General features: G+C 48.9%; 33 protein-coding genes. 1 reads left to right on the top strand and 32 read right to left on the bottom strand.

Going from position 1 to position 20,250, the window contains the following annotated elements; genetic code table 11:
• Positions 1-32: 32 nt before the first annotated feature.
• Both G3M70_07740 and G3M70_07735 read right to left on the bottom strand, forming a co-directional pair.
• A complete protein-coding gene (locus tag G3M70_07740; GenBank protein ID QPJ61779.1) occupies positions 33-674 on the bottom strand; it encodes a hypothetical protein in 642 nt (213 codons plus the stop codon).
• A gap of 129 nt (positions 675-803) precedes the next feature.
• Positions 804-3,416: a tetratricopeptide repeat protein gene (locus tag G3M70_07735; protein ID QPJ61778.1), complete on the bottom strand. Its 2,613-nt coding sequence runs from the start codon at positions 3,414-3,416 to the stop codon at positions 804-806.
• Positions 3,417-3,629: 213 nt separating this feature from the next.
• Between G3M70_07735 and G3M70_07730 the strand changes: the two genes are divergently transcribed.
• A complete protein-coding gene (locus G3M70_07730; GenBank protein ID QPJ61777.1) occupies positions 3,630-4,073 on the top strand; it encodes a YkgJ family cysteine cluster protein in 444 nt (147 codons plus the stop codon).
• A 61-nt stretch (positions 4,074-4,134) separates the two neighbouring features.
• Here G3M70_07730 and rplQ read toward each other — a convergent pair whose 3' ends face one another.
• The 30 genes from rplQ to tuf all read right to left on the bottom strand — a co-directional run bounded on the left by rplQ (position 4,135) and on the right by tuf (position 20,207).
• Positions 4,135-4,692, bottom strand: a complete 558-nt coding sequence (gene rplQ / locus G3M70_07725) for a 50S ribosomal protein L17 (GenBank protein ID QPJ61776.1) — start codon at positions 4,690-4,692, stop codon at positions 4,135-4,137.
• Between the two features lie 52 nt (positions 4,693-4,744).
• On the bottom strand, positions 4,745-5,773 hold the full coding sequence (locus G3M70_07720; protein ID QPJ61775.1) for a DNA-directed RNA polymerase subunit alpha: 1,029 nt from the start codon (positions 5,771-5,773) through the stop codon (positions 4,745-4,747).
• 89 nt (positions 5,774-5,862) lie between these two features.
• Positions 5,863-6,495, bottom strand: a complete 633-nt coding sequence (gene rpsD, locus G3M70_07715) for a 30S ribosomal protein S4 (protein ID QPJ61774.1) — start codon at positions 6,493-6,495, stop codon at positions 5,863-5,865.
• A gap of 123 nt (positions 6,496-6,618) precedes the next feature.
• Positions 6,619-7,017 (bottom strand): 30S ribosomal protein S11, encoded by a 399-nt coding sequence (gene rpsK / locus G3M70_07710; protein QPJ61773.1) that lies wholly within the window; start codon positions 7,015-7,017, stop codon positions 6,619-6,621.
• A gap of 29 nt (positions 7,018-7,046) precedes the next feature.
• Positions 7,047-7,418 carry a 30S ribosomal protein S13 gene (rpsM, locus tag G3M70_07705; GenBank protein QPJ61772.1) on the bottom strand — a complete coding sequence of 124 codons (372 nt, stop codon included), beginning with the start codon at positions 7,416-7,418 and terminating at the stop codon, positions 7,047-7,049.
• Between the two features lie 56 nt (positions 7,419-7,474).
• Positions 7,475-7,588 carry a 50S ribosomal protein L36 gene (rpmJ, locus tag G3M70_07700; GenBank protein ID QPJ61771.1) on the bottom strand — a complete coding sequence of 38 codons (114 nt, stop codon included), beginning with the start codon at positions 7,586-7,588 and terminating at the stop codon, positions 7,475-7,477.
• 13 nt (positions 7,589-7,601) lie between these two features.
• Positions 7,602-7,820 carry a translation initiation factor IF-1 gene (infA, locus tag G3M70_07695; GenBank protein ID QPJ61770.1) on the bottom strand — a complete coding sequence of 73 codons (219 nt, stop codon included), beginning with the start codon at positions 7,818-7,820 and terminating at the stop codon, positions 7,602-7,604.
• Positions 7,821-7,822: 2 nt separating this feature from the next.
• The gene (locus G3M70_07690; protein QPJ61769.1) at positions 7,823-8,464 is read right to left on the bottom strand and encodes an adenylate kinase; all 642 of its coding nucleotides are present in this window, start codon (positions 8,462-8,464) and stop codon (positions 7,823-7,825) included.
• Between the two features lie 43 nt (positions 8,465-8,507).
• Entirely contained in the window at positions 8,508-9,824 is a 1,317-nt protein-coding gene (gene secY, locus G3M70_07685; GenBank protein ID QPJ61768.1) for a preprotein translocase subunit SecY, read from the bottom strand.
• The gene (gene rplO / locus G3M70_07680) at positions 9,825-10,265 is read right to left on the bottom strand and encodes a 50S ribosomal protein L15 (protein QPJ61767.1); all 441 of its coding nucleotides are present in this window, start codon (positions 10,263-10,265) and stop codon (positions 9,825-9,827) included.
• Between the two features lie 15 nt (positions 10,266-10,280).
• Entirely contained in the window at positions 10,281-10,817 is a 537-nt protein-coding gene (gene rpsE / locus G3M70_07675; GenBank protein ID QPJ61766.1) for a 30S ribosomal protein S5, read from the bottom strand.
• Positions 10,818-10,841: 24 nt separating this feature from the next.
• Entirely contained in the window at positions 10,842-11,207 is a 366-nt protein-coding gene (locus G3M70_07670) for a 50S ribosomal protein L18 (protein QPJ61765.1), read from the bottom strand.
• A gap of 11 nt (positions 11,208-11,218) precedes the next feature.
• Entirely contained in the window at positions 11,219-11,770 is a 552-nt protein-coding gene (gene rplF / locus G3M70_07665) for a 50S ribosomal protein L6 (GenBank protein QPJ61764.1), read from the bottom strand.
• Between the two features lie 47 nt (positions 11,771-11,817).
• Positions 11,818-12,210, bottom strand: a complete 393-nt coding sequence (gene rpsH / locus G3M70_07660; protein QPJ61763.1) for a 30S ribosomal protein S8 — start codon at positions 12,208-12,210, stop codon at positions 11,818-11,820.
• A gap of 121 nt (positions 12,211-12,331) precedes the next feature.
• A complete protein-coding gene (locus G3M70_07655) occupies positions 12,332-12,517 on the bottom strand; it encodes a type Z 30S ribosomal protein S14 (protein QPJ61762.1) in 186 nt (61 codons plus the stop codon).
• Positions 12,518-12,542: 25 nt separating this feature from the next.
• Positions 12,543-13,082: a 50S ribosomal protein L5 gene (gene rplE, locus G3M70_07650; GenBank protein ID QPJ61761.1), complete on the bottom strand. Its 540-nt coding sequence runs from the start codon at positions 13,080-13,082 to the stop codon at positions 12,543-12,545.
• A gap of 77 nt (positions 13,083-13,159) precedes the next feature.
• Entirely contained in the window at positions 13,160-13,471 is a 312-nt protein-coding gene (rplX, locus tag G3M70_07645; protein QPJ63744.1) for a 50S ribosomal protein L24, read from the bottom strand.
• A 14-nt stretch (positions 13,472-13,485) separates the two neighbouring features.
• A complete protein-coding gene (rplN, locus tag G3M70_07640; protein ID QPJ61760.1) occupies positions 13,486-13,854 on the bottom strand; it encodes a 50S ribosomal protein L14 in 369 nt (122 codons plus the stop codon).
• The gene (gene rpsQ, locus G3M70_07635; protein ID QPJ63743.1) at positions 13,851-14,135 is read right to left on the bottom strand and encodes a 30S ribosomal protein S17; all 285 of its coding nucleotides are present in this window, start codon (positions 14,133-14,135) and stop codon (positions 13,851-13,853) included. The genes rplN and rpsQ overlap by 4 nt, the downstream gene beginning before the upstream one ends.
• Positions 14,136-14,168: 33 nt before the next feature.
• Positions 14,169-14,408, bottom strand: coding sequence for a 50S ribosomal protein L29 (rpmC, locus tag G3M70_07630; protein QPJ61759.1), 240 nt, complete (start codon positions 14,406-14,408; stop codon positions 14,169-14,171).
• A gap of 9 nt (positions 14,409-14,417) precedes the next feature.
• Positions 14,418-14,825 carry a 50S ribosomal protein L16 gene (gene rplP / locus G3M70_07625; protein ID QPJ61758.1) on the bottom strand — a complete coding sequence of 136 codons (408 nt, stop codon included), beginning with the start codon at positions 14,823-14,825 and terminating at the stop codon, positions 14,418-14,420.
• 24 nt (positions 14,826-14,849) lie between these two features.
• Positions 14,850-15,521 carry a 30S ribosomal protein S3 gene (gene rpsC / locus G3M70_07620; protein QPJ61757.1) on the bottom strand — a complete coding sequence of 224 codons (672 nt, stop codon included), beginning with the start codon at positions 15,519-15,521 and terminating at the stop codon, positions 14,850-14,852.
• A gap of 18 nt (positions 15,522-15,539) precedes the next feature.
• Entirely contained in the window at positions 15,540-15,875 is a 336-nt protein-coding gene (gene rplV / locus G3M70_07615) for a 50S ribosomal protein L22 (GenBank protein ID QPJ61756.1), read from the bottom strand.
• Between the two features lie 12 nt (positions 15,876-15,887).
• Positions 15,888-16,172 (bottom strand): 30S ribosomal protein S19, encoded by a 285-nt coding sequence (gene rpsS, locus G3M70_07610; GenBank protein QPJ61755.1) that lies wholly within the window; start codon positions 16,170-16,172, stop codon positions 15,888-15,890.
• 128 nt (positions 16,173-16,300) lie between these two features.
• The gene (gene rplB / locus G3M70_07605) at positions 16,301-17,131 is read right to left on the bottom strand and encodes a 50S ribosomal protein L2 (protein ID QPJ61754.1); all 831 of its coding nucleotides are present in this window, start codon (positions 17,129-17,131) and stop codon (positions 16,301-16,303) included.
• Between the two features lie 6 nt (positions 17,132-17,137).
• Positions 17,138-17,425: a 50S ribosomal protein L23 gene (rplW, locus tag G3M70_07600; GenBank protein ID QPJ61753.1), complete on the bottom strand. Its 288-nt coding sequence runs from the start codon at positions 17,423-17,425 to the stop codon at positions 17,138-17,140.
• Positions 17,425-18,051: a 50S ribosomal protein L4 gene (gene rplD, locus G3M70_07595; GenBank protein ID QPJ61752.1), complete on the bottom strand. Its 627-nt coding sequence runs from the start codon at positions 18,049-18,051 to the stop codon at positions 17,425-17,427. Before rplD ends, rplW begins: the two co-directional genes overlap by 1 nt.
• Positions 18,051-18,698: a 50S ribosomal protein L3 gene (gene rplC, locus G3M70_07590; GenBank protein ID QPJ61751.1), complete on the bottom strand. Its 648-nt coding sequence runs from the start codon at positions 18,696-18,698 to the stop codon at positions 18,051-18,053. Before rplC ends, rplD begins: the two co-directional genes overlap by 1 nt.
• Before the next feature lie 4 nt (positions 18,699-18,702).
• On the bottom strand, positions 18,703-19,017 hold the full coding sequence (gene rpsJ, locus G3M70_07585) for a 30S ribosomal protein S10 (GenBank protein ID QPJ61750.1): 315 nt from the start codon (positions 19,015-19,017) through the stop codon (positions 18,703-18,705).
• On the bottom strand, positions 19,017-20,207 hold the full coding sequence (gene tuf, locus G3M70_07580; protein QPJ61749.1) for an elongation factor Tu: 1,191 nt from the start codon (positions 20,205-20,207) through the stop codon (positions 19,017-19,019). The genes rpsJ and tuf overlap by 1 nt, the downstream gene beginning before the upstream one ends.
• Positions 20,208-20,250: the final 43 nt, after the last annotated feature.

Here is a 20,250-nt window from a genome sequence, read left to right as displayed (position 1 = left end):
AAATTTTAATTCGCACCTCGGTTTTGGAAATCTCAACCCGTGGCCTCTATTTTTATTTCATCTGGCGTATGTTCTTTTATATGAGCAAACAGGTCCAATACAATTTTGATGACCACCATCAGGACCAACGCCAAAATATGTTGACCTGTCGATAGAACAAGAAACCCTCCAAACAAAATCGTAAGATGGAGAATGACCACTCTTTTGTAAGGCGCACTCATCAGAGATTGAGTCGTCGCCTTTCGGTATTCTTCCTTGCCAATAAAATGATAGAAATAGCTGAAGAGGTGGCTGCCTAGAAAACCGATAGCAGCGATCTTCATCCCCGGCTGTTCGAGGATAGCAGGAACCACCATCAGCAATTCATCGCCCGTATTTTGAAACTCCTTGCCAAACATGGCAATGACAAAAAACCCGTGAACCCCGGTAAACATCCCATAGTGGACTGTGAAGAACGGGATCATGAGAATGGCATCCCAGGCTTTGTTGCGAACCAGAATGGTGACAAACCGGAAAATATTGAGGACTCCGATGACTACGTTTTCCATCCAGTACAACGCGATCAGGAAAAACACCTGCCAGTCGAACAACACCACGCACAAAAAGGGAAGGATATTGGTGACCACCAGCACCAACGCCGATGCCCCAAAATAATTCCGGATTTTTTCAATCATCCACCCACCGCCTCCTCAATTTCATTAGAAGGCAAAATGGGTTTCAGGACAACAAATTCCAAATTTTTTATTCAAAAAATTTTCATTGGAATTAACTTCCTTTGATCCAGCAAAACAAATTGATTTGGATTAATAAACTATACACTTTTCTTCAAGCAAAGTATTAATGATATATTTCAATTTTTCTTTATTAGAAACTTTATAGGCCTCCTCAAGCACTTCACAAATTTCTTCACTTTCCATTCCTTGTTTTAAATTAACGCCACCAATAAACAAAAGGGTTTTAGCCAGACTATCACCAAAAGTCATCGGATTGACCTGCCAAAGAGTTCTTTTAATGCTCAATATTTTTCTTAATAACGCGTTTGTCTTTTCCCAATTTTCATTTGCCACAGCAAAATAAACCAGCACCTCCATGTTGTCAGCCAATTGATGTCCAAATACCTTTGGATTTGTTTCTGCCAATTTTTTATTGAGAATCAATGCCTCTTCAGCAAACTCCTGACCTTGTTTTTCTTCTGCCGACAGACCCAAAAGAATTGCGGCCTTTACCATCAATCCTCTAGCAATTAACGGTAAGAATTCTTGTGGGCTGGCTTTGGAATATTTTTTAAAAATTTCCAACGACTCCAAATTGGCCTTTTCAGCAATTCTTAACTTTCGCATTTTTTCAATATAATCATGGGAAAAATTAATAGCATTGGTTGGGTCTCCCATATAGCTTCCCGGGTTCAACATTTGGAATAAGCTGACGGATCCAATATTTACTGATTTTGCTTCCCTTCTTTTGGATTTTGCCTCAGCGTAAACTAGGCTACTGAAATAAAAAAGCGCCTTTGCCTTGTCCGGTAAAAAGGCTTTGGGATTTTTCCTTATTAAAATGTCAAAAATTTTCAAACTCTCCTCAACCGCTTGCTTCCCTTCTTTGTACTTCTCCTCACTTTGATAAAGTTTTCCTATCCCATTTAGTGTATGCGCCACAGGAAACAAAAATAATTGAGGGTTTACTTTTGCTTTTTCCTTAAAAATTTCCAAAGCTTCAGCCAAAGATTCTCTTGCCTCTTCATATCTATGAGTTTCTAAATAAATCGATGCCAGAAAACTTTTTACAGATGCCACATATGGCTTAAAAACCCGGAAATTAATCTTGGCAAGCTTATTGAAAATCTCATAAGACTGATTAAAGGCAATTTCTGCTTTTTCAAATCTCAATGTTAGTTGAAAATTCCTTCCCATTTCGAGTTGCGTCCTGGCAATTCCGGGCAAAAACACATCTGGATTGGCTTTTGATAATCTCCGGTAATATTTCAAAGCTTCAACCAGATATTTTTCCCCTTTTTCGAAACGCAGGGTTTGCACAAATATTTTTCCAAGCTCAAGAACAACAGGCGGCACCGCACCAGAAAAAGCGGCCGGATCCTTTTTCCCAAAGGCCTTGAAAGTTTCCAACCCTTTGGTGATCATTTCTTCAGCTTCTTGAAGCCGATGGGTGGCCTTATAAACAGCCCCTAATGACGTCCTAACTGACGCAATATAAGGCTGATAGGCTTCAATATACTTTTCCGCAAATTTTTGGTACTCCTTTAAAGATCTTTTGGCCAGTGCTTCAGCCTCACCGAACCTGTTGGAAACAATATAATAATAAATTAGGTGGCTTCGAGTGTCCTTAATATGATGTCTGAAAACTTGGACATCTTTTTTGAAACTATGCTCTTGAATAGCCCAAGCACTTAAAAACATTTCCTCAGCATTTTTCAAATTATAGGTATTCAAGTAAACGTCCCCAAGGTTAAACATGGCAGACACAGTTGACAGCCCCTCTCCCCCTTGAACTTCATTACCTTCTTTTTTCCTAAGCTTTATAACCTTTTTAAAATATGTTTCTGCTTTTTTAAGTTGGTTTTTTTCTTTGTACAATACCCCCAGATTGTTCATCGTCGCGCTTTTATTGGGCTGTAATAAAAAGAAATTCGGACCTGAAAATTTTTTATAGCTCTGCTGCGCCTCCAAATAAACCTCTTCCGCTTCCTTTAAACGGTTTGTCGATAAAAAAACGTTTCCTAATACGTTCAATACAAAAGATCGTCGCAGGTGTATATCCATAGGGGAAAGCCCTTTTATAGAGTTGCCCTCGATTAACGCCTGCTTTAAAATATTTTCTGCCTCTGCAAATTTATTCTGAGCCAATAAAAGAGAAACCAAGGCCTTGAAATTCGGGAAGTAGTCCGGATTTTTTAAAAATGCTCTTTTATAATCCACTAAGGCATCTATTGGTTTAAACCCCAATTCCAAGATCTTTCCGCGATTAAAAATATGCACAGATTGTATTTTTGGATTTTTTGATGCCATTGATATTAGTACATCAATATTTTTCAGGGCATCCTTAAACTCACCCTTATTAACCAAGTCCAATATTTTATTAACTTTCTCTCCACCTGGTTTTTCCCTTTCCATATTCTCTGTCAACTCTTGAAATGAGCTCAACCATTGGTGGATTTCTGTTCGGTAAAAAAATAAGTCGTCTCCAAGATCATAAAAATTTTTCCCTTTCAGACCCAATTGGAGTTCAAGATATTCCAATGCTTTTGGTGGCACGCCACATTTGTTCTTTTGGATTATTTTTACATTGCCGTCTACAGGCTTTATCGAAGCAGCACAAACCATTTTCTCATTTGAGCTGGACCATACTTTTGGAGCGAGAACCAAAATAAAAAATATTGGAAATATTAGGACCTTTTTCATTTTCCAACCCTTAGTAAAAATATTTTTCGGCGTTCCAAATCATATAGAAATCACTTTGGGATGCAACCATTAATTAAACTCATAAAAATTTTTATGTGCAATGGATTGAATTCTTTAGATTAGGTACTTGCCAAAGTGGATGGAGCAGACTAGCATAGCGATTGTAATTTCGTTCTTCGCATCACCTACCCCAAAAAATCCAAGGAAGACATCATGCCTGCAAAAATAAAACAACCCTGGGATCAATGCCAGTTCTGTATGCCCGCGAAGTGCTGCACCTACTTCGCATTTGAAATCGATGAACCGGAGTCGCGCAAGGATTACGAAGCCCTGCTGTGGCAAATCGCGCACAAGGGAGTTACCTTCTACATTGAGCGCAACAGCTGGTACATCATGGTCGATTCGCGTTGCAAATTCCTGACAGAAAACAATCAGTGCAGCATCTACGAAACCCGGCCCTACATCTGCCGCGAACACAGCATTGAATCATGCGAATACACGGCAAATGAATACGGATTCACCGAGCATTTTAAGTCTTATGATGAACTGCTGGACTGGATAAAGGAAAACACCAACTACCGCATAAAGCGCCATCCGTCCCTGCCGGAACCCAAAGACCAGGAGTGGCAACCCGTCCTGCCCAACAACGGTAATTGAACAAAAAAAAACCTCCGACCCTTGAGGGGCCGGAGGCTTTTTAGATACTATTTCTGAACGCTTATTCTTTAGCGTCGTCTTTTTTATCAGCCTTTGGTTTTTCTTCCTTCGGCTCTTCTTCTTTTTTAGCTTTGGCTTTGGACTCGGCTTTTTTCGGTGCCTCTTCTTCCTTCTTTTTAGCTTCGGCTTTCTTTGGCTCCGACTTTTTGGTTTCAGCCTTTTTGCCCTTGCCCTTCTTCGGCTCTTCTACAGGAGCATCGCCCTCGCGGTCGACCAGCTCAATGATCGCCATTGGAGCATCATCTCCGCGCCGGTTCCCCAATTTCAGAATCCGCGTGTACCCACCATTCCGCTCGGCATAACGTTCGGAAAGCGGACCGAATAATTTCTGGAACGCCTCTTTGGATTTGACCACGCGCAATGCCTGGCGCCGCGCATGAAGTGTTCCCTTTTTTCCGAGCGTGATTGTTTTTTCAGCATGGCTGCGCAGTTCCTTCGCTTTAGCCAGCGTGGTGGTGATACGTTCGTGGAAGATCAGCGAGGTGACCATATTACGAAACAGTGCCTTGCGGTGGGCTGAAGTACGGCCCAGTGTCCTGCCAGATTTTAGGTGTCGCATAGCGTTTACAACTTAAGTTCAGGTTGACAATGGATGGAGTCCCGAAAAGTATTCAGGGTTTTTCCACCGGCTCGGGCTCCAATTCCTTTTTCTTGCGCAGAGCTGAGATTTGTTTGAGGTCGTCCTCCTCCAGCTTCATGCCGAGTCCGAGTCCCATTTCTTCCAGAATTTCTTTAATCTCGTTCAAGGATTTACGGCCAAAGTTCCGTGTCTTGAGCATTTCCGTATCACCCTTCTGTACCAGTTCGGCGATGGTCTGGATATTCGCGTTCTTGAGACAGTTGTATGAACGTACGGACAATTCAAGCTCTTCAACACTTTTGGACAGGTTGGTGAGCGTTTTCTGTTTTTTCTCGTCCACTTGCGGCTGTGCCGGTTCCGGCTCTTCATCAAAGTTAATGAAGATCTGCATGTGATCTTTCACGATCTTGGCGGCGTAGGCCACCGCATCTTCCGGTGAAATGGCTCCACTGGTCCAGACTTCCATGACCAATTGATCAAAATCAGTAGACTGGCCAACGCGGGTTTTCTCGACAAGGTAATTCACTTTGTGAATTGGGGAGAACAACGCATCGACAGGAATCATCTGTACCGATTCGTTGGCCAGATCATGCCGGTCCGCCGGAACATATCCGCGACCACGAGTCACGATGACTTCCATTTCAAGGTTGCCGGTCGCATCCAGTGTGGCCAGATGATGATCCGGGTTCATGATGACCACATCCGGATCAGAGTTAAAATCCTTTCCAGTCACTTCTCCCGCCTCATTCTTTTTCAGGTAGAGGCGTTTAATCTCATCCTGCCCATCCATCTTGAGGTGCAGCTGTTTCAAATTGAGGATGATTTCGCTCACATCCTCAATTACACCCGGAATAGTGGAGAACTCATGATAGATGCCCTCGAATTTGGCACCAATAACCGCTGATCCTTCGATGGACGATAGCAACATTCGTCTTAATGAATTTCCTACAGTAATGCCGTAACCTCTTTCAAAAGGTCCAGCAGTGAACTTCCCATAAAAATCGGTTCGGGATTTTTTATCGAAATCAAGCCGTTTTGGCTTAACGATTCCCTGCATCATGGATGCGTCTCCTAGGCGTGGTGGTGTGTCGTATTTCCTGATTCGTTAAAGAGTCGGGCTCCAAAATTTGGCGCCCGCTTGAGGGCTAATTACCTTGAGTAGAGTTCGACGATCAACTGCTCCTGAATGGGTAAGGTGATGTCTTCCCGTGCCGGCAGCGTCTGAATAAGACCTTCGATTTTATCCGAGTCGAAAGCCAGCCATGAAGGCAATGTCTTTCCCTTGATGACTTCAACCGCAGTTTTGATCGGAGCCTTTTCGCTCTTGCCTTTTGCCATCCCGATGGTGTCACCTTTCTTCACGATATAGGAAGGCACATTGACACGCTTTCCATTAACCGTAAAGAAACGATGCTTCACCAGTTGGCGGGCCGCATTGCGTGAACCGGCAAGACCCAACCGGTACACCACATTATCCAACCGTGTTTCCAGAAGTTGCAACAGCAACTCACCGGTAACACCTTTACGGCGATCGGCAGTTTTAAAATATTTACGAAACTGGCCTTCCAGCACACCATAGATACGGCGCACCTTCTGCTTTTCTCTGAGCTGAATACCGTATTCGGACGGCTTGCTCCGACTCCTGCCCTGGCCGTGTTGACCTGGCGGATACGGGCGCTTGTCGATTGCGCATTTCGGAGTCTCGCACCGCTCGCTTTTAAGATAAAGCTTGATGCCCTCGCGGCGGCACAGCCTGCAAACAGAACCGGTATATCTGGCCAAAATTACTCTCCCTTGAGAAATAAATGTTTCGACTTTAATTTTTTTTTCGAGTCCACCCGGACCCGATGACTTCTGCCCGACAACTTCCCAAATCCCCCTGGGGATCAAGCGCCGGGAAAAACTTTATACACGCCGACGTTTTCGTGGTCGGCAACCGTTGTGCGGAATTGGCGTTTTATCTCGAATAACAGAAACCTCCATCCCGCATGCCTGCAAAGACCGGATTGCGGATTCCCGACCGGCACCAGGTCCTTTAACATGGACCTCAAGTTTGCGCATGCCCATGTCCTTTGCTTTTACCGCAGCTTTTTCAGCCGCAACCTGCGCTGCAAACGGGGTGCTCTTGCGCGATCCCTTGAACCCCTGTGCTCCCGCACTGGACCATGACACCACATTCCCGGACAAATCACTGATGGTCACGATGGTGTTGTTGAAGGTCGCACGAATATGAGCAACTCCGGTTTCGGGAGCTGTTTTGCTTTTTTTCTTTCCGCTTTTTCCTGCTTTTCCTTTATCCGCCATAACTCAATTATCCCTTCGGGTCTAAGTTGTTACTTACCTTTTTTCGATCCCACAGTCTTGCGGGGACCTTTGCGTGTGCGGGCGTTCGTATGCGTACGCTGGCCGCGTGCCGGCAAACCGCGGCGATGACGCAACCCCCGGTAACAACCGATATCCATCAAACGCTTCATATTCATGTTCGTGTTTCGCCGGAGATCCCCTTCCACCTCATAATCCTTTTCGATAATCTGGCGAATACGGGTCACTTCATCTTCCGTCAGGTCTTTCACCCGTGTGGAGAGATCGATATTAGCCTGTCCCAGAATTTTCGCGGAGCGGGTGCGCCCGACCCCGTAGATGTAAGTCAGGGAAATATACGCCCGCTTTTCACGGGGAATGTCAATGCCTGCAATTCGGGCCACTTTAATTAATCTCCTTTAAACTGTTCATCTCAGCTTTAGCCAGTGGACGCAAAGCGTCATCCCTGGCGTTGCTTATGCTTGGGGTTTTCGCAGATCACACGCACAACGCCCCGGCGGCGGATCACCTTGCATTTATTACAAATCTTTTTTACTGATGCTCTTACTTTCATGGCTTGCCTCTTCTTACTTGTAACGGTACGTGATGCGTCCCCGGGTCAGATCATACGGTGACAACTGAACCTTCACCTTATCGCCCGGTAGAATTTTAATGAAATGGAGTCGCATCTTACCGGAAATATGCGCCAGTACCTTGTGTCCGTTTTCCAACTCTACCTGAAACATTGCATTGGGCAGAGGTTCGAGCACGGTACCTTCCACTTCAATGGCTTCTTCTTTAGACATACTCAGGACACCAGGGAGCAGATACGATCAAAGATGTCATCCATGGAGCCACTCCCTTTTGCTGATTTCAAATTTCCCTGCTTTCTGTAAAATTCTTTTAATGGTGCCGTTTTATTTTCGTATTCCTTGAGCCGGTTCATCACCGTCTCTTCGTTATCATCGGCCCGCTGGTACAACTCGCCGCCGCAATGATCACAAACAGCTGGCTGCTTTGCCGGTTTCAGCGTTTCGTGAAACATGGCGTTACAACTTCGACAGGTTCTGCGCCCCGTCAACCGGACCAGAATCTCTTCCGGGTTAACTTCAAGATCAATCACTTCATCCAGTTTCTCGCCAACCGAAGCGAGCATTTCATCGAGCTTTTCTGCCTGCACCACAGTCCTTGGGAACCCGTCGAGGACATAACCGTTTTTACAATCCTCTTGCTGCAAACGCTCCCGGATCATGTCCAGAACAAGCTCATCCGGAACCAGATGCCCCTTATCCATGTATTCCCGCGCCTTAATACCTAGCGCGGTTTTACTGGAGACCGCCTTCCTGAGAAGGTCTCCAGTTGAAATCTGCGGGATATTAAATTTATCCCGGAGCATACCCGATTGTGTCCCTTTTCCCGAACCCGGAGGCCCCAACAGGATCAACTTCATGTTCAACCTCGACGACAACGAACCCTAGCCTCGCCGGGAGACCTCAACCACGGCGTCCGCGGATTTTCCCTTTTTTCATAAAACCATCGTAATTACGCATTACGAGATGGGATTCAATCTGCTGCATGGTATCCAGGGAAACGCCAACGACAATCAGCAGGCTGGTTCCGCCGAAATAAAACGGAAGTTGCGCATATTTTATCAGATAATCCGGCAATATGCAGACAAAACAAAGGTAAATCGCCCCGTAAAACGTCAGCTTCGACAGTATCGTGTCGATGTAGTCCGATGTTTTCGGACCGGGTCGAATCCCTGGAACAAACCCTCCGTTTTTCTTCATGTTATCCGCCACATCCACCGGATTAAAAATAACCGAGGTGTAAAAGTAACAGAAGAAAAAGATCGCCCCGCAAAAAATCAGGCTGTAAATCGTGTTACCCGGTGTCAACATGGCAGCAAAAGTCTGCGTCCACTCATTCGGGTAAACAGATGCCAGAGATGCCGGCATCATGATGAGTGAAGACGCAAATATCGGCGGTATAACACCAGCGGTGTTAACCTTGAGCGGCAGATGCTGACTGCTGCCCTCTACCATGCGCCGACCCACCATCCGTTTCGCATACTGGATGGGTATCCGCCGTTGTCCCCCTTCGGTAAACACGATAAAACCGACAACCGCTGCCATCAGAACCAGCAGCATGAGAACCAGGAGGAGAGACAATTCTCCGGTACCCATCAGATCCATCGACTGTAAAATAGCCGCCGGAACACCCGACACGATACCCGTAAAGATAATCAGCGAGATGCCGTTGCCAACACCAAACTCGTTGATCTGCTCACCGAGCCACATCAAAAATGCCGTGCCACAGGTGAGCGTCAACATAGTCATCAGCCGGAACCCCATTCCGGGTTCAATAACAACCGATGCACCACCCGGGCTGGTCATTCCCTCAAGCGCGATGGCGATTCCTGAACTTTGCACCAGTCCAATTCCGATGGTGCCATAGCGTGTGTACTGCGTTATTTTTTTCTGGCCCTGCTCGCCTTCCTTCTTCAACCTCTCAAGGTGCGGCGACACAATGGTCAGCAACTGGAGGATAATGGAAGACGTGATGTAGGGCATGATGCCCAGCGCAAAAATCGTCAACCGGCTGAGCGCGCCTCCGGAGAACATGTCGAAAAACCCCAGAATCGTGTTTTTCGCCTGCTCAAACAACTCCGCAAGAGCCACCCCGTCGATTCCCGGCGTGGGGATATGCGCCCCGATCCGGTAAACCACCAGCATGCCCAGGGTAAAAAAGATCCGGCGCTTAAGCTCCGGAACCCGAAACATATTAGCGAAACTTTCCGCTCCTGCCATCTAAAGGACTACAGCCTTTCCTCCGGACTTTTCGATTTTCTCCACCGCCGATTTACTGAACTTGTGCGCCTGGATTTCCACGCCGGACGTCAGATCGCCTTCACCCAGAATCTTCACTGCGGTTGCCTTTTTAACAAGACCTTTTTCTTTCAGAACGTCAGGGGTGATCGCCCCATCAACGCTGAGACCGGCGATCTGCTTGAGATTGATCACCTCGTATTCTTTCCGGAAAATATTGGTGAACCCCCGCTTTGGCAATCGGCGTTGAAGAGGCATCTGCCCACCTTCAAACCATGGATGCGGGTTGCCGCCGGAACGGCTTTTCTGACCCTTTTGACCCTTGCCACAGGTTTTCCCTGTGCCAGAACCGACTCCCCGACCAACACGCTTGGGAGACTTCTGCTGAGAAGGGTGGCTTTTCAATGATTCAAGTTTCAACATATCGTTTTCTGCCTCTTAGGCTGTCGCCTGATAATCCAGTTCCTTGCCACGAACCTGACCGCACTGTTTTGGTCCGCGCAACACCGTTAGACCGTTAATGGTGGCTTTGACCACATTATGGGGATTGTTGGTTCGAAGACATTTAGTCAGGATGTCCTTGATCCCTACCGCTTCAAGCACCGCGCGAACGGCCCCACCTGCGATCAGCCCCGTACCACGGGATGCAGGTTTCAGCAAAACCTCGCCGGAACCAAACTTGCCGATCACCTCATGTGGAATGGTGGTGCCTTCAAGGGAAACCTTGATCTGGTTCTTTTTCGCTTTCTCGACACCCTTGCGAATCGCTTCGGGCACTTCGTTAGCCTTACCAAGACCCCAGCCCACTTGCCCTTCACGGTTGCCAACGACTACCAGCGCACTGAAACTAAACCGCCGCCCGCCTTTGACCACCTTGGCGACACGCTTGATCGTAACAACCTTGTCTACAAAATCCTTATCCCGGGCATCCCGACCATCCCGGCTACGCTTTTCCTGACCCCGCTTATCTTGCAATGGTTGTCTCCCTTAGAGTCGAAGCTAGAACTGTACGCCCTTGCTTCGGACAGCATCCGCCAGCGCCTTGACTCGCCCGGCGTAAATAAAACCGTTTCGATCGTAGACCACTTCCTTGATTCCTGCCTGTTGCGCTTTGTCGCCCAGCAGCTCGCCAACCTGTTTTGCCGCATCCACGTTTCCACCATGCTCGAATTTGCCCTTGAGCTCCTTCGATTGTGTGGAAGCCATCACCAGCGTCTTGCGCTCCTGATCGCTTACAATCTGGGCGTAGATGTGTTTGCTGGTACGGAAAACAGTCAGCCGCGGCCGACCCTTCTCGTTCTGGATCTTTTTCTTGATCCGCATTTTTCTTGCCAGGCGCAATCGCCGTCGTTCTGTAGTTGCCATATTCCCGCCTGTTATTTTCCGGCGCCGACAGCCGCTTTACCCGCTTTACGGCGAATGCGTTCGTCAGCATACATAACGCCCTTGCCCTTGTAAGGCTCCGGTGGACGCAGTTTTCTGATTTCAGCCGAGGTTTGCCCGACCTTCTCTTTATCGATCCCTTTGACCTTGATAGTGTTTGCCTTAGGGTCCACCTCAAACTCGATTCCCTCTGGAGCCGGGAAAGCGACCGAATGTGAAAACCCGAGATGCAACACCAGGTTTTTTCCTTTTTGCTCTACCTTGTAACCGACACCCACAATATTGAGCTGCTTCATGAAACCCTGACTGACCCCGACCACCATGTTGTTGACCAGAGCACGCGTCAACCCATGAAGAGCACGGTCCTGCCTGGCATCACTCGGACGCTTGACCACAATTTTACCATCGTCCGTTTCAAGGGTCATATTAGCAGGGAGATCCCGCTTGAGCTCACCCTTAGGGCCTTTGATCTTACAAAGGTTACCGCTCATATTGAATTCCACCCCTTTGGGCAGATCAATTGGTTTTTTACCAACACGTGACATAATTACAATCCGTTAATGAAACGCCTATGCGCTTCGCAAATTTCTGACTACCAGACGTACCCCAAAACCTCGCCGCCAACGCGTTTCTCGCGACAGGCTACATCGGTTGCCAATCCTTGAGACGTCGATAAAATTGCCGTACCCAGACCATTCAACACCCGAGGCACTTCATCCGTGGAAACATAGACCCGCAATCCGGGTTTACTGATTCTGCGGATCCCATGGATCGCCCCTTCGCCATCCTGGTATTTCAATTGCATTCGCAGAATTCCCTGAGCACCTTGCTCCACAGTACGAAAATTACGAATGAACCCTTCTTCTTTCAGGATCTCGGCAATCCGGACTTTGATCTTGGATTTAGGCACATCAACCCGGGGATGCTTAGCCTGAAGGGCATTACGAATCCGGGTAAACATATCCGCTATGGGATCGGTCATCATAAGCTATCGTCTCTCCTGCCATCCGGACCGGGAGTCAACTCCGCCGCCGATTGGCTTTAGCTCGAACATTGTTTTGAATCCAGGGCCACCAAATGCCCCAAAAAAGCTACCCACCGGAACCTTACCAACTAGCCTTGGTAACTCCGGGAATTTCACCCTGCAACGCGCGTGTTCTGAAACAGATCCGGCACATGCCGAATTTCCTCAGGAACGCCCGTGGCCTGCCGCAAACCCGGCAACGGTTGTATCCGCGCACTTCAAACTTGGGTTTGCGCTGGGATTTTGAAACTAATGATTTTTTTGCCATGTCTCATTTCTTTAAATCACGGTGATCAGTTACGCAGGGGAAATCCCAACGTCTTCAACAACACGCGCCCTTGCTCATCAGAATCAGCAGAGGTGCAGATGGTGATATTCATTCCCTTGATTTTCTCAACCTTATCAAAAGGGATTTCGGGAAAAATCAATTGCTCTTTTAAACCAAGCGTGTAATTTCCACGACCGTCAAATGATTTGGGCGACAGACCTTTAAAGTCGCGCACCCGAGGAAGCGCAAAAGAGACCAGCCGCTCAAAAAATTCATACATGCGTTCACCGCGCAAGGTAACACGCACCCCGATGGGCATATTCTCCCGCAGCTTGAAATTGGAAATCGCATTTTTGGACTTGGTCACCACAGGAGCCTGGCCCGTGATGGCCCGGAGCTGCTCAACACCCGCCTCAATCAGCTTGGCATTTTGAATCGCCTCTCCCAACCCCATGTTGACCACGATCTTGCTGAGCTTTGGTACTTGCATAACATTCGGCAGGCCAAGCTCTTTCTGGATCTGGCTCTTGAGCTTTTCGTTAAATGCTGTTTTCAGTGTCGACATAAAAAATGGCGCGTCTTTCTTTTGCTTAAAATGTTGTTCGTAACTTAACTTTTTACTACCCGTGCAGCAATGGCGTTTTACTGATCGATTACCTCACCGGTTCTTGCTGCTACCCGGACACGCTTACCATCCTCCAGACGCTTCCATTTAACGCGGGTGCGCTTGCCTTCGGAGTCGATCAGCATGACATTGGACACATGCAACTTACCTTCCTTCTCAACAATCCCGCCTTGCTTGTTCGCCTGGCTGGGCTTGAGGTGACGCTTCAGCATGTTGAGCTTTTCAATCGTGATCCGCTCTTCACCCGGGAACACGGCCAGCACTTTTCCTTTTTTACCTTTTTCCCGACCGGAAATAACCTCTACCAGATCATCTTTTTTGACCGCAATCTTGGGAGCCGCCATCACAACACCTCCGGAGCAAGGGACAGGATTTTCAGAAATCGCTTGGCGCGCAATTCACGGGCCACCGGACCGAAGATACGCGTTCCAACCGGCTCACGCGCATCATTAACCAAAACCGCGGCATTACTATCAAACTTGATGTAACTACCGTTGGTCCGTCTCAATTCCTTACGGGTCCTCACGATCACCGCTTTTTTCACTTCGCCCTTTTTAACATTGCTGTGCGGCTCGGCTTCTTTTACCGCCACCACGATGATGTCACCCACCGAGGCGTATCGACGGCCACTACCCCCAAGCACTTTGATGCATTGCACCTTCCGCGCCCCGGAGTTATCCGCAACCTCCATCACCGTTCGAAGCTGAATCATGACGCCACCTTCCCTGCGGCTGGAGCTTCAATCACTTCCGCCTGCTTGATGATGCGCACCAGGCACCAGCGCTTAAGCTTACTGAGCGGACGGGTTTCGCGAATTTCAACGAAATCTCCGGGCTTGCACTGGTTGGCCTCATCATGACAGTGGTATTTCTTAGACCGGCGAATGATCTTTTTAAACTTGGTGTGTTTATACACCCGGTCCACACGAACCACCGCAGTCTTGTCCATCTTGTCGCTTACCACAGTCCCGGTCATTATACGCCGCCGGTCCAGGGGGTTATTCTGAGTTTCTTCCGTCATATTTTCTTAAGCCTTAGCCGTATCTTCGGTTGCCGAAGCGGGAGCGGTGTCGGCCTTCGCCCGCTTCCGTTCATTTAGAATCGTCATCACACGGGCGATGCTCCGCCTGAGATGGACAATCCCGCCAGGATTCTGGATTTTACCCGTCGCCAGCTGGAATTTAAGATTGAACTGCTCTTCCTTTAAATCGCCCAGCTTTTCCTCGAGCTCTTTATCGGATAATTCCCTGATCTCTTGCGATTTCATATTTCCCCGTTACTTGTTGACCACAAACCGCGTTTTTACCGGCAGCTTGTGTGCGGCCAGGCGGAATGCCTCGCGCGCGATATCTTCTGGAACACCGGACATTTCATAAAGCATTCGACCCGGCTTCACCACTGCAACCCAGAACTCCGGACCGCCTTTACCTTTACCCATTCGGGTTTCAGCTGGCTTTTTAGAGATCGGTTTGTCCGGAAAAATCCTCAGCCAGATTTTACCGCCACGTTTTACGTAACGTGTCATGGCAATACGCGCAGCCTCAATCTGGCGGTTGGTGATCCAGCCGCAAGCGAGGGTTTGCAATCCATACTCGCCGAAACTAACTTTATTCCCACGCCGGGCGGCACCGGTCATACGACCTTTGTGCTTTTTCCGGTATTTGACCTTTTTTGGCATTAACATGATTAAGTCTCCTCGCCCGCCGCTCTACGCTTCTTTATCCACGTTTTTTGTGGGCACTTCCTGACGCTCTTTAAAAATGTCGCCCTTATAAACCCAAACTTTGATCCCGATGATCCCGTAAGTTGTTGCCGCCTCTGCAGTACCGTAATCAATATCAGCACGAAGCGTGTGCAGTGGGACCCGACCTTCTCGATACCACTCGCTCCGCGCGATTTCCGCTCCGGCCAACCTGCCCGAACACCGGATCTTGATTCCTTTTGCACCGAACCTCAATGACGACACAACCGATTTTTTCATTGCGCGACGGAATGAGATCCGTTTTTCCAATTGCAGCGCGATGTTTTGCGCAATCAAGGTGGCATCGAGTTCCGCTCGGCGGATTTCCTTGATATTCAGGTTGATCTGCTTGCCGCCAATCATCCTCTGCAACTCCTCTTTCAACCGGTCCACCTCCAGACCCTTTTTACCGATGATGATTCCCGGTCGGGCTGTGTGAATGTTGATACGAATCCGGTTGGCGGAGCGCTCAATCTCCACATTAGAAACACCTGCATGAGACAGGGCTTTCTTGAGGTGCTTCCTTAACTTGATGTCTTCCAACAACAGGTCAGGATAATCCTTGGTGGCATACCAGTTAGATCTCCAGGGCTTGTTAACGCCCAGCCGAAACCCGTAAGGATGAACTTTCTGACCCACTATTGCGCCTCCGAAAAATTAACGTTCGTTCAAGACAATCGTGATGTGACTGTGCCGCTTTTTAATCGGCGATGCAGACCCACGTGCCCGCGGCATAAACCGCTTCATGGTGATTCCTTTATCAACGGTGATCGCCTTGACAAAAAGATCATCCACATCTACTACCTTGTGGTTCTCTTCCGCATTGGCGATTGCCGATTTAAGGAGCTTGGAGATAATGTCCGCAGATTTTTTGCGCGTAAACGCCAGGATGTTGATCGCATCGTTTACATTACGCCCGCGAATCATATCCGCAACCAGTCGCGCTTTTTGCGGACTGACGTGAACCTGCCTTAATGAAGCCCTGACATCCATTTACCTTCTCCCTTATTTGCCCGGCGCGGCTTTTTTGGTTTTGCCGCTGTGCGCCTTAAAAGTCCGGGTCGGGGAAAACTCACCCAACTTGTGGCCCACCATATTTTCTGAGATAAACACAGGAATAAATTTTTTCCCGTTGTGAACCCCCAGCGTGTGCCCAACGAAATCAGGAAGAATGGTCGAACGTCTCGACCAGGTCTTAATGATCTTTTTGTCGTTACGACGATTCAGCTCCTCAACTTTTTTCTCGAGATGCTCGTCGACAAACGGCCCTTTTTTTAACGAACGTGCCATCTTTTAATCACTCCTGAATATTTCGCCAGCAAGCCGGGAACCCGGCTTCCCCCGGAATCCACAATAGCCCGCAGACCCCAGGTTTAGTTTCACCTTCCGGACAGCCCCTGCCAACCGGAATTCCAACCTTATTTTTTCTTGCGCCGACTCAGAATAAATTTTTCTGACGGCTTCTTTTTCTTACGTGTCTTGAATCCCTTGGCCGGCTGTCCCCACGGACTACACGGATGACGCCCACCAGAGGAACGCCCTTCACCACCCCCCATGGGATGGTCGACCGGGTTCATCGCTACCGCACGCACTCGCGGCCGACGCCCAAGCCAGCGGGAACGCCCCGCCTTGCCCCAGGAAACATTTTCATGATCGGTGTTGCCAACCGTACCGATGGTTGCCCGACACTTGAGCTCAACCAACCGCACTTCGCCCGACCCAAGCTTGATGTTGGCGTAACGCCCTTCTTTCGCCATGAGCTGAGCATACGTTCCGGCACTGCGCGCGATCTGCCCGCCCTTGCCTGGCCGCAATTCGATATTATGAATCAGCGTACCTTCCGGGATCAACTGGAGCGGGAGACAATTACCAACTTTAACTTCAGCCTTTTCACCCGACATCACAGATGCACCTGTCTTCAGCTCACGAGGAGCCAGTATGTAGCGTTTTTCACCATCGGCATAAACCAGAAGCGCAATGTTGGCACTGCGGTTGGGATCGTACTCAATCCCTTCTACACGGGCAGGAACATCGTCCTTGTTACGACGGAAGTCAATAACCCGGTATAGCTTGCGGTGCCCACCACCCCGGTGCGGAGCAGTGAGTCGCCCATGATGATTACGACCACCCTTGCGTCCGATCGCGACAAGCAAACTCTTCTCGGGAGTCTTCTTGGTGACCTCTTCAAAAGTGGAGATCGTCCGGAAACGTACTCCGGCAGATGTCGGTTTCATTCTGCGTACAGGCATGCTCGGTTACGCTCCCTCGAAGAAATCAATGGTGTCACCGTCCTTCAACAGGACCATGGCTTTTTTCCAGCTTTGAGTCTGCCCCACATGCCTTCCAAACCGTTTGCTCTTTGGTTTCATCATCAGGGTGTTGACTTTGAGCACAGTGACTTTAAATATTTTTTCAACCGCTTGCTTAACCAAATGCTTGTTCGCACCACGGTTTACCTGAAACAAAACCCAGTTTCCCCCCTCAGACATCAGGGTGCCTTTTTCCGTTACCAGGGGCTTTTCCAACACGCGATGCAGATCCATTAGTTAAGGCGCTCCTCAATTTTCTTGACCGTCTCGGGCGTCAACACAATACGTTCGTGCCGAAGCAGGTCGTATACATTCAACCCCTCAATCGAAAGGCAATCCACCTGCGGAATGTTCCTGACAGCCAACCTCAGGTTTTCATTCTCATCGCCCAGAAGGAACAGAGTTTTCGCCGGAAGCTCAAGCTTACCCAACAGGGCAACTGCATGCCTGGTTTTAGGCTCTTCAAGCGAAAGATCCTTCACAACAGTGATGCCACCATTCTGAAGACGATCGGTTAATACGGATTTGATTGCGAGTTTTTTGGATTTTTTGGATAGAGGGAAACTGTAGTCGCGAGGGGCGGGACCAAACACCGTCATACCACCAACCCAGTTGGCGGACCGAATGCTGCCCTGACGGGCCCGTCCGGTTCCTTTCTGGCGCCAGGGCTTTTTACCACCGCCGCGTACTTCACAGCGACTGTTCTGCGTCTTCGCTGTACCACTGCGCCGGGACGCAAGCTGCATCACCACATATCGCTGCACCAGATGCTCGCGCACTGTCACGCCAAACACATCATCGGATACCGCAACAGTCTCGACTTTATTATTTTCTTTATCTTTTACTTCCAGTTCCGCCATCACTTCTTACCATTCTTCGGTTGTTTTTGCGATTTCACGACCCGGACCAGCCCACCGTTCTTTCCAGGCACTGCCCCCCGAATCAGAATTGTGTTATTACCGGGATCCACACTAACAACACTTAAATTTTTCACAAAGACCCGCTCGTTACCCATATGCCCTGCCATGGGATGCCCCCTGAGCACTCTGCCCGGGAAGGTCGCCATACCAATGGAACCCGGGCCACGAAATGACTCATGGTTACCACGTGAAGCCGGGTGACCCGCGAATCCGTGCCGCTTCATGACCCCCTGAAACCCTTTACCCTTGGACGTCCCGATGACATTCACAAAATCGCCTTCGGAGAACAGGTCAACCTTGAGCGGCTTGCCAAGTGCATCGTCTTCAATATCCTGGTCGCGGAATTCGGTCAAGGTCTGAGCCGGATCCATTTTATGCTTGGCGTAAAAACCTAACTGAGCTTTATTGGCGTGCTTTTTCTTTCGCTCACCATAAGCCACCAGAACCGCCTGATAACCGTCAGTTTCAGGAGTGCGCTTGAGAACAGGCACACATTTTTCAACCTGAATCACCGTCACGGGGACACAATCCCCCTTATCAGTGAACACCTGGGTCATCCCCATTTTTTTTCCAAGTAAAGCTTCCATAGGGCTACAGCTTGATCTCAATATCGACGCCGCCGGAAAGATCCAGCTTCATGAGTGCGTCTACTGTTTGCGGGGTAGGCTCGAGAATTTCCAGGATACGCTTGTGCGTTCTGATCTCGAACTGTTCCCGGGACTTTTTATCAACATGCGGTGATCTCAAAACCGTCCACCGGTTCCGGACTGTTGGCAAGGGGATCGGACCCACCACACGAGCGCCAGTGCGCTTTGTCGTTTCGACAATCTCGCCGACCGACCAGTCCAGCAACTTGTGGTCGTAAGCCTTAAGCTTGATCTTTATCTTCTGACTGGTTTCCGCCATCACTCGTTGATCTCGCTTACGATTCCGGCGCCGACGGTACGTCCGCCTTCACGGATTGCAAACCGCAGCTCTTTCGCCATCGCTACGGGGGTGATCAATTCAACGTCAAAGGTCACGTTGTCTCCAGGCATAACCATTTCCACTCCCTGCGGCAGGGTACAAACACCTGTCACGTCAGTGGTCCGGAAATAAAACTGTGGACGATACCCGTTGAAGAACGGAGTGTGACGACCACCTTCCTCTTTCGTCAGAATATAAACCGATGCCTTGAATTTACTGTGCGGTGTAATCGAACCCGGCTTTGCCAGAACCTGCCCGCGCTCGATGTCTTCACGCTTCGTACCGCGCAAGAGAAGCCCGACATTGTCACCCGCCTGACCTTCATCCAGCAGCTTGCGGAACATTTCAACACCGGTCACCGTGGTCTTGTCCGTATCGCGAAAACCAACGACCTCAACTTCCTCACCCACCTTGATGATGCCCTGCTCAACACGACCCGTCGCAACCGTTCCACGACCGGAGATGCTGAAGATATCCTCAATCGGCATCAGGAACGGCTTGTCAACCGGACGCTCGGGAACCGGGATGTACTTATCAACTTCCCCCATCAGATCCCAGATGCATTTACTCTGCGTCTCATCACTAGCATTTTCAAGAGCTTTCAACGCACTGCCGCGAACAACCGGAATGTCGTCCCCTGGAAATTCGTACTTGCTGAGGAGCTCACGAACCTCAAGCTCAACCAGGTCGAGCAACTCTTCATCATCAACCATGTCGCACTTGTTCATGAACACAACAATCCTCGGCACACCAACCTGACGAGCCAGCAGGATATGCTCACGTGTCTGAGGCATGGGGCCGTCGGTAGCAGAGATAACCAGGATCGCGCCGTCCATCTGCGCCGCTCCGGTGATCATGTTTTTTACATAGTCAGCATGACCCGGACAGTCAACGTGAGCGTAGTGACGTTCTTCCGTCTGATACTCAACATGCGCAATCGCGATGGTGATACCACGCTCCTTCTCCTCCGGCGCCTTGTCAATCTGATCGAACGCAATACTGTCAGCAAAACCTTTTGTCGCCAGTACTTCGGTGATGGCCGCGGTCAGAGTGGTTTTACCATGATCCACGTGCCCGATGGTTCCTATGTTTAAATGAGGCTTGTCTCTTACAAATTTTTCTTTAGCCATACCGTGTTCACTCCATTTTCTCGATCGTAAATGTCGATATCAG

It is taken from the genome of Candidatus Nitronauta litoralis (assembly GCA_015698285.1).
GTDB lineage: Bacteria > Nitrospinota > Nitrospinia > Nitrospinales > Nitrospinaceae > Nitronauta > Nitronauta litoralis.
The sequence above is the reverse complement of the archived record's forward strand: the minus strand, read 5'-3'. Positions and strand labels throughout refer to the sequence as shown.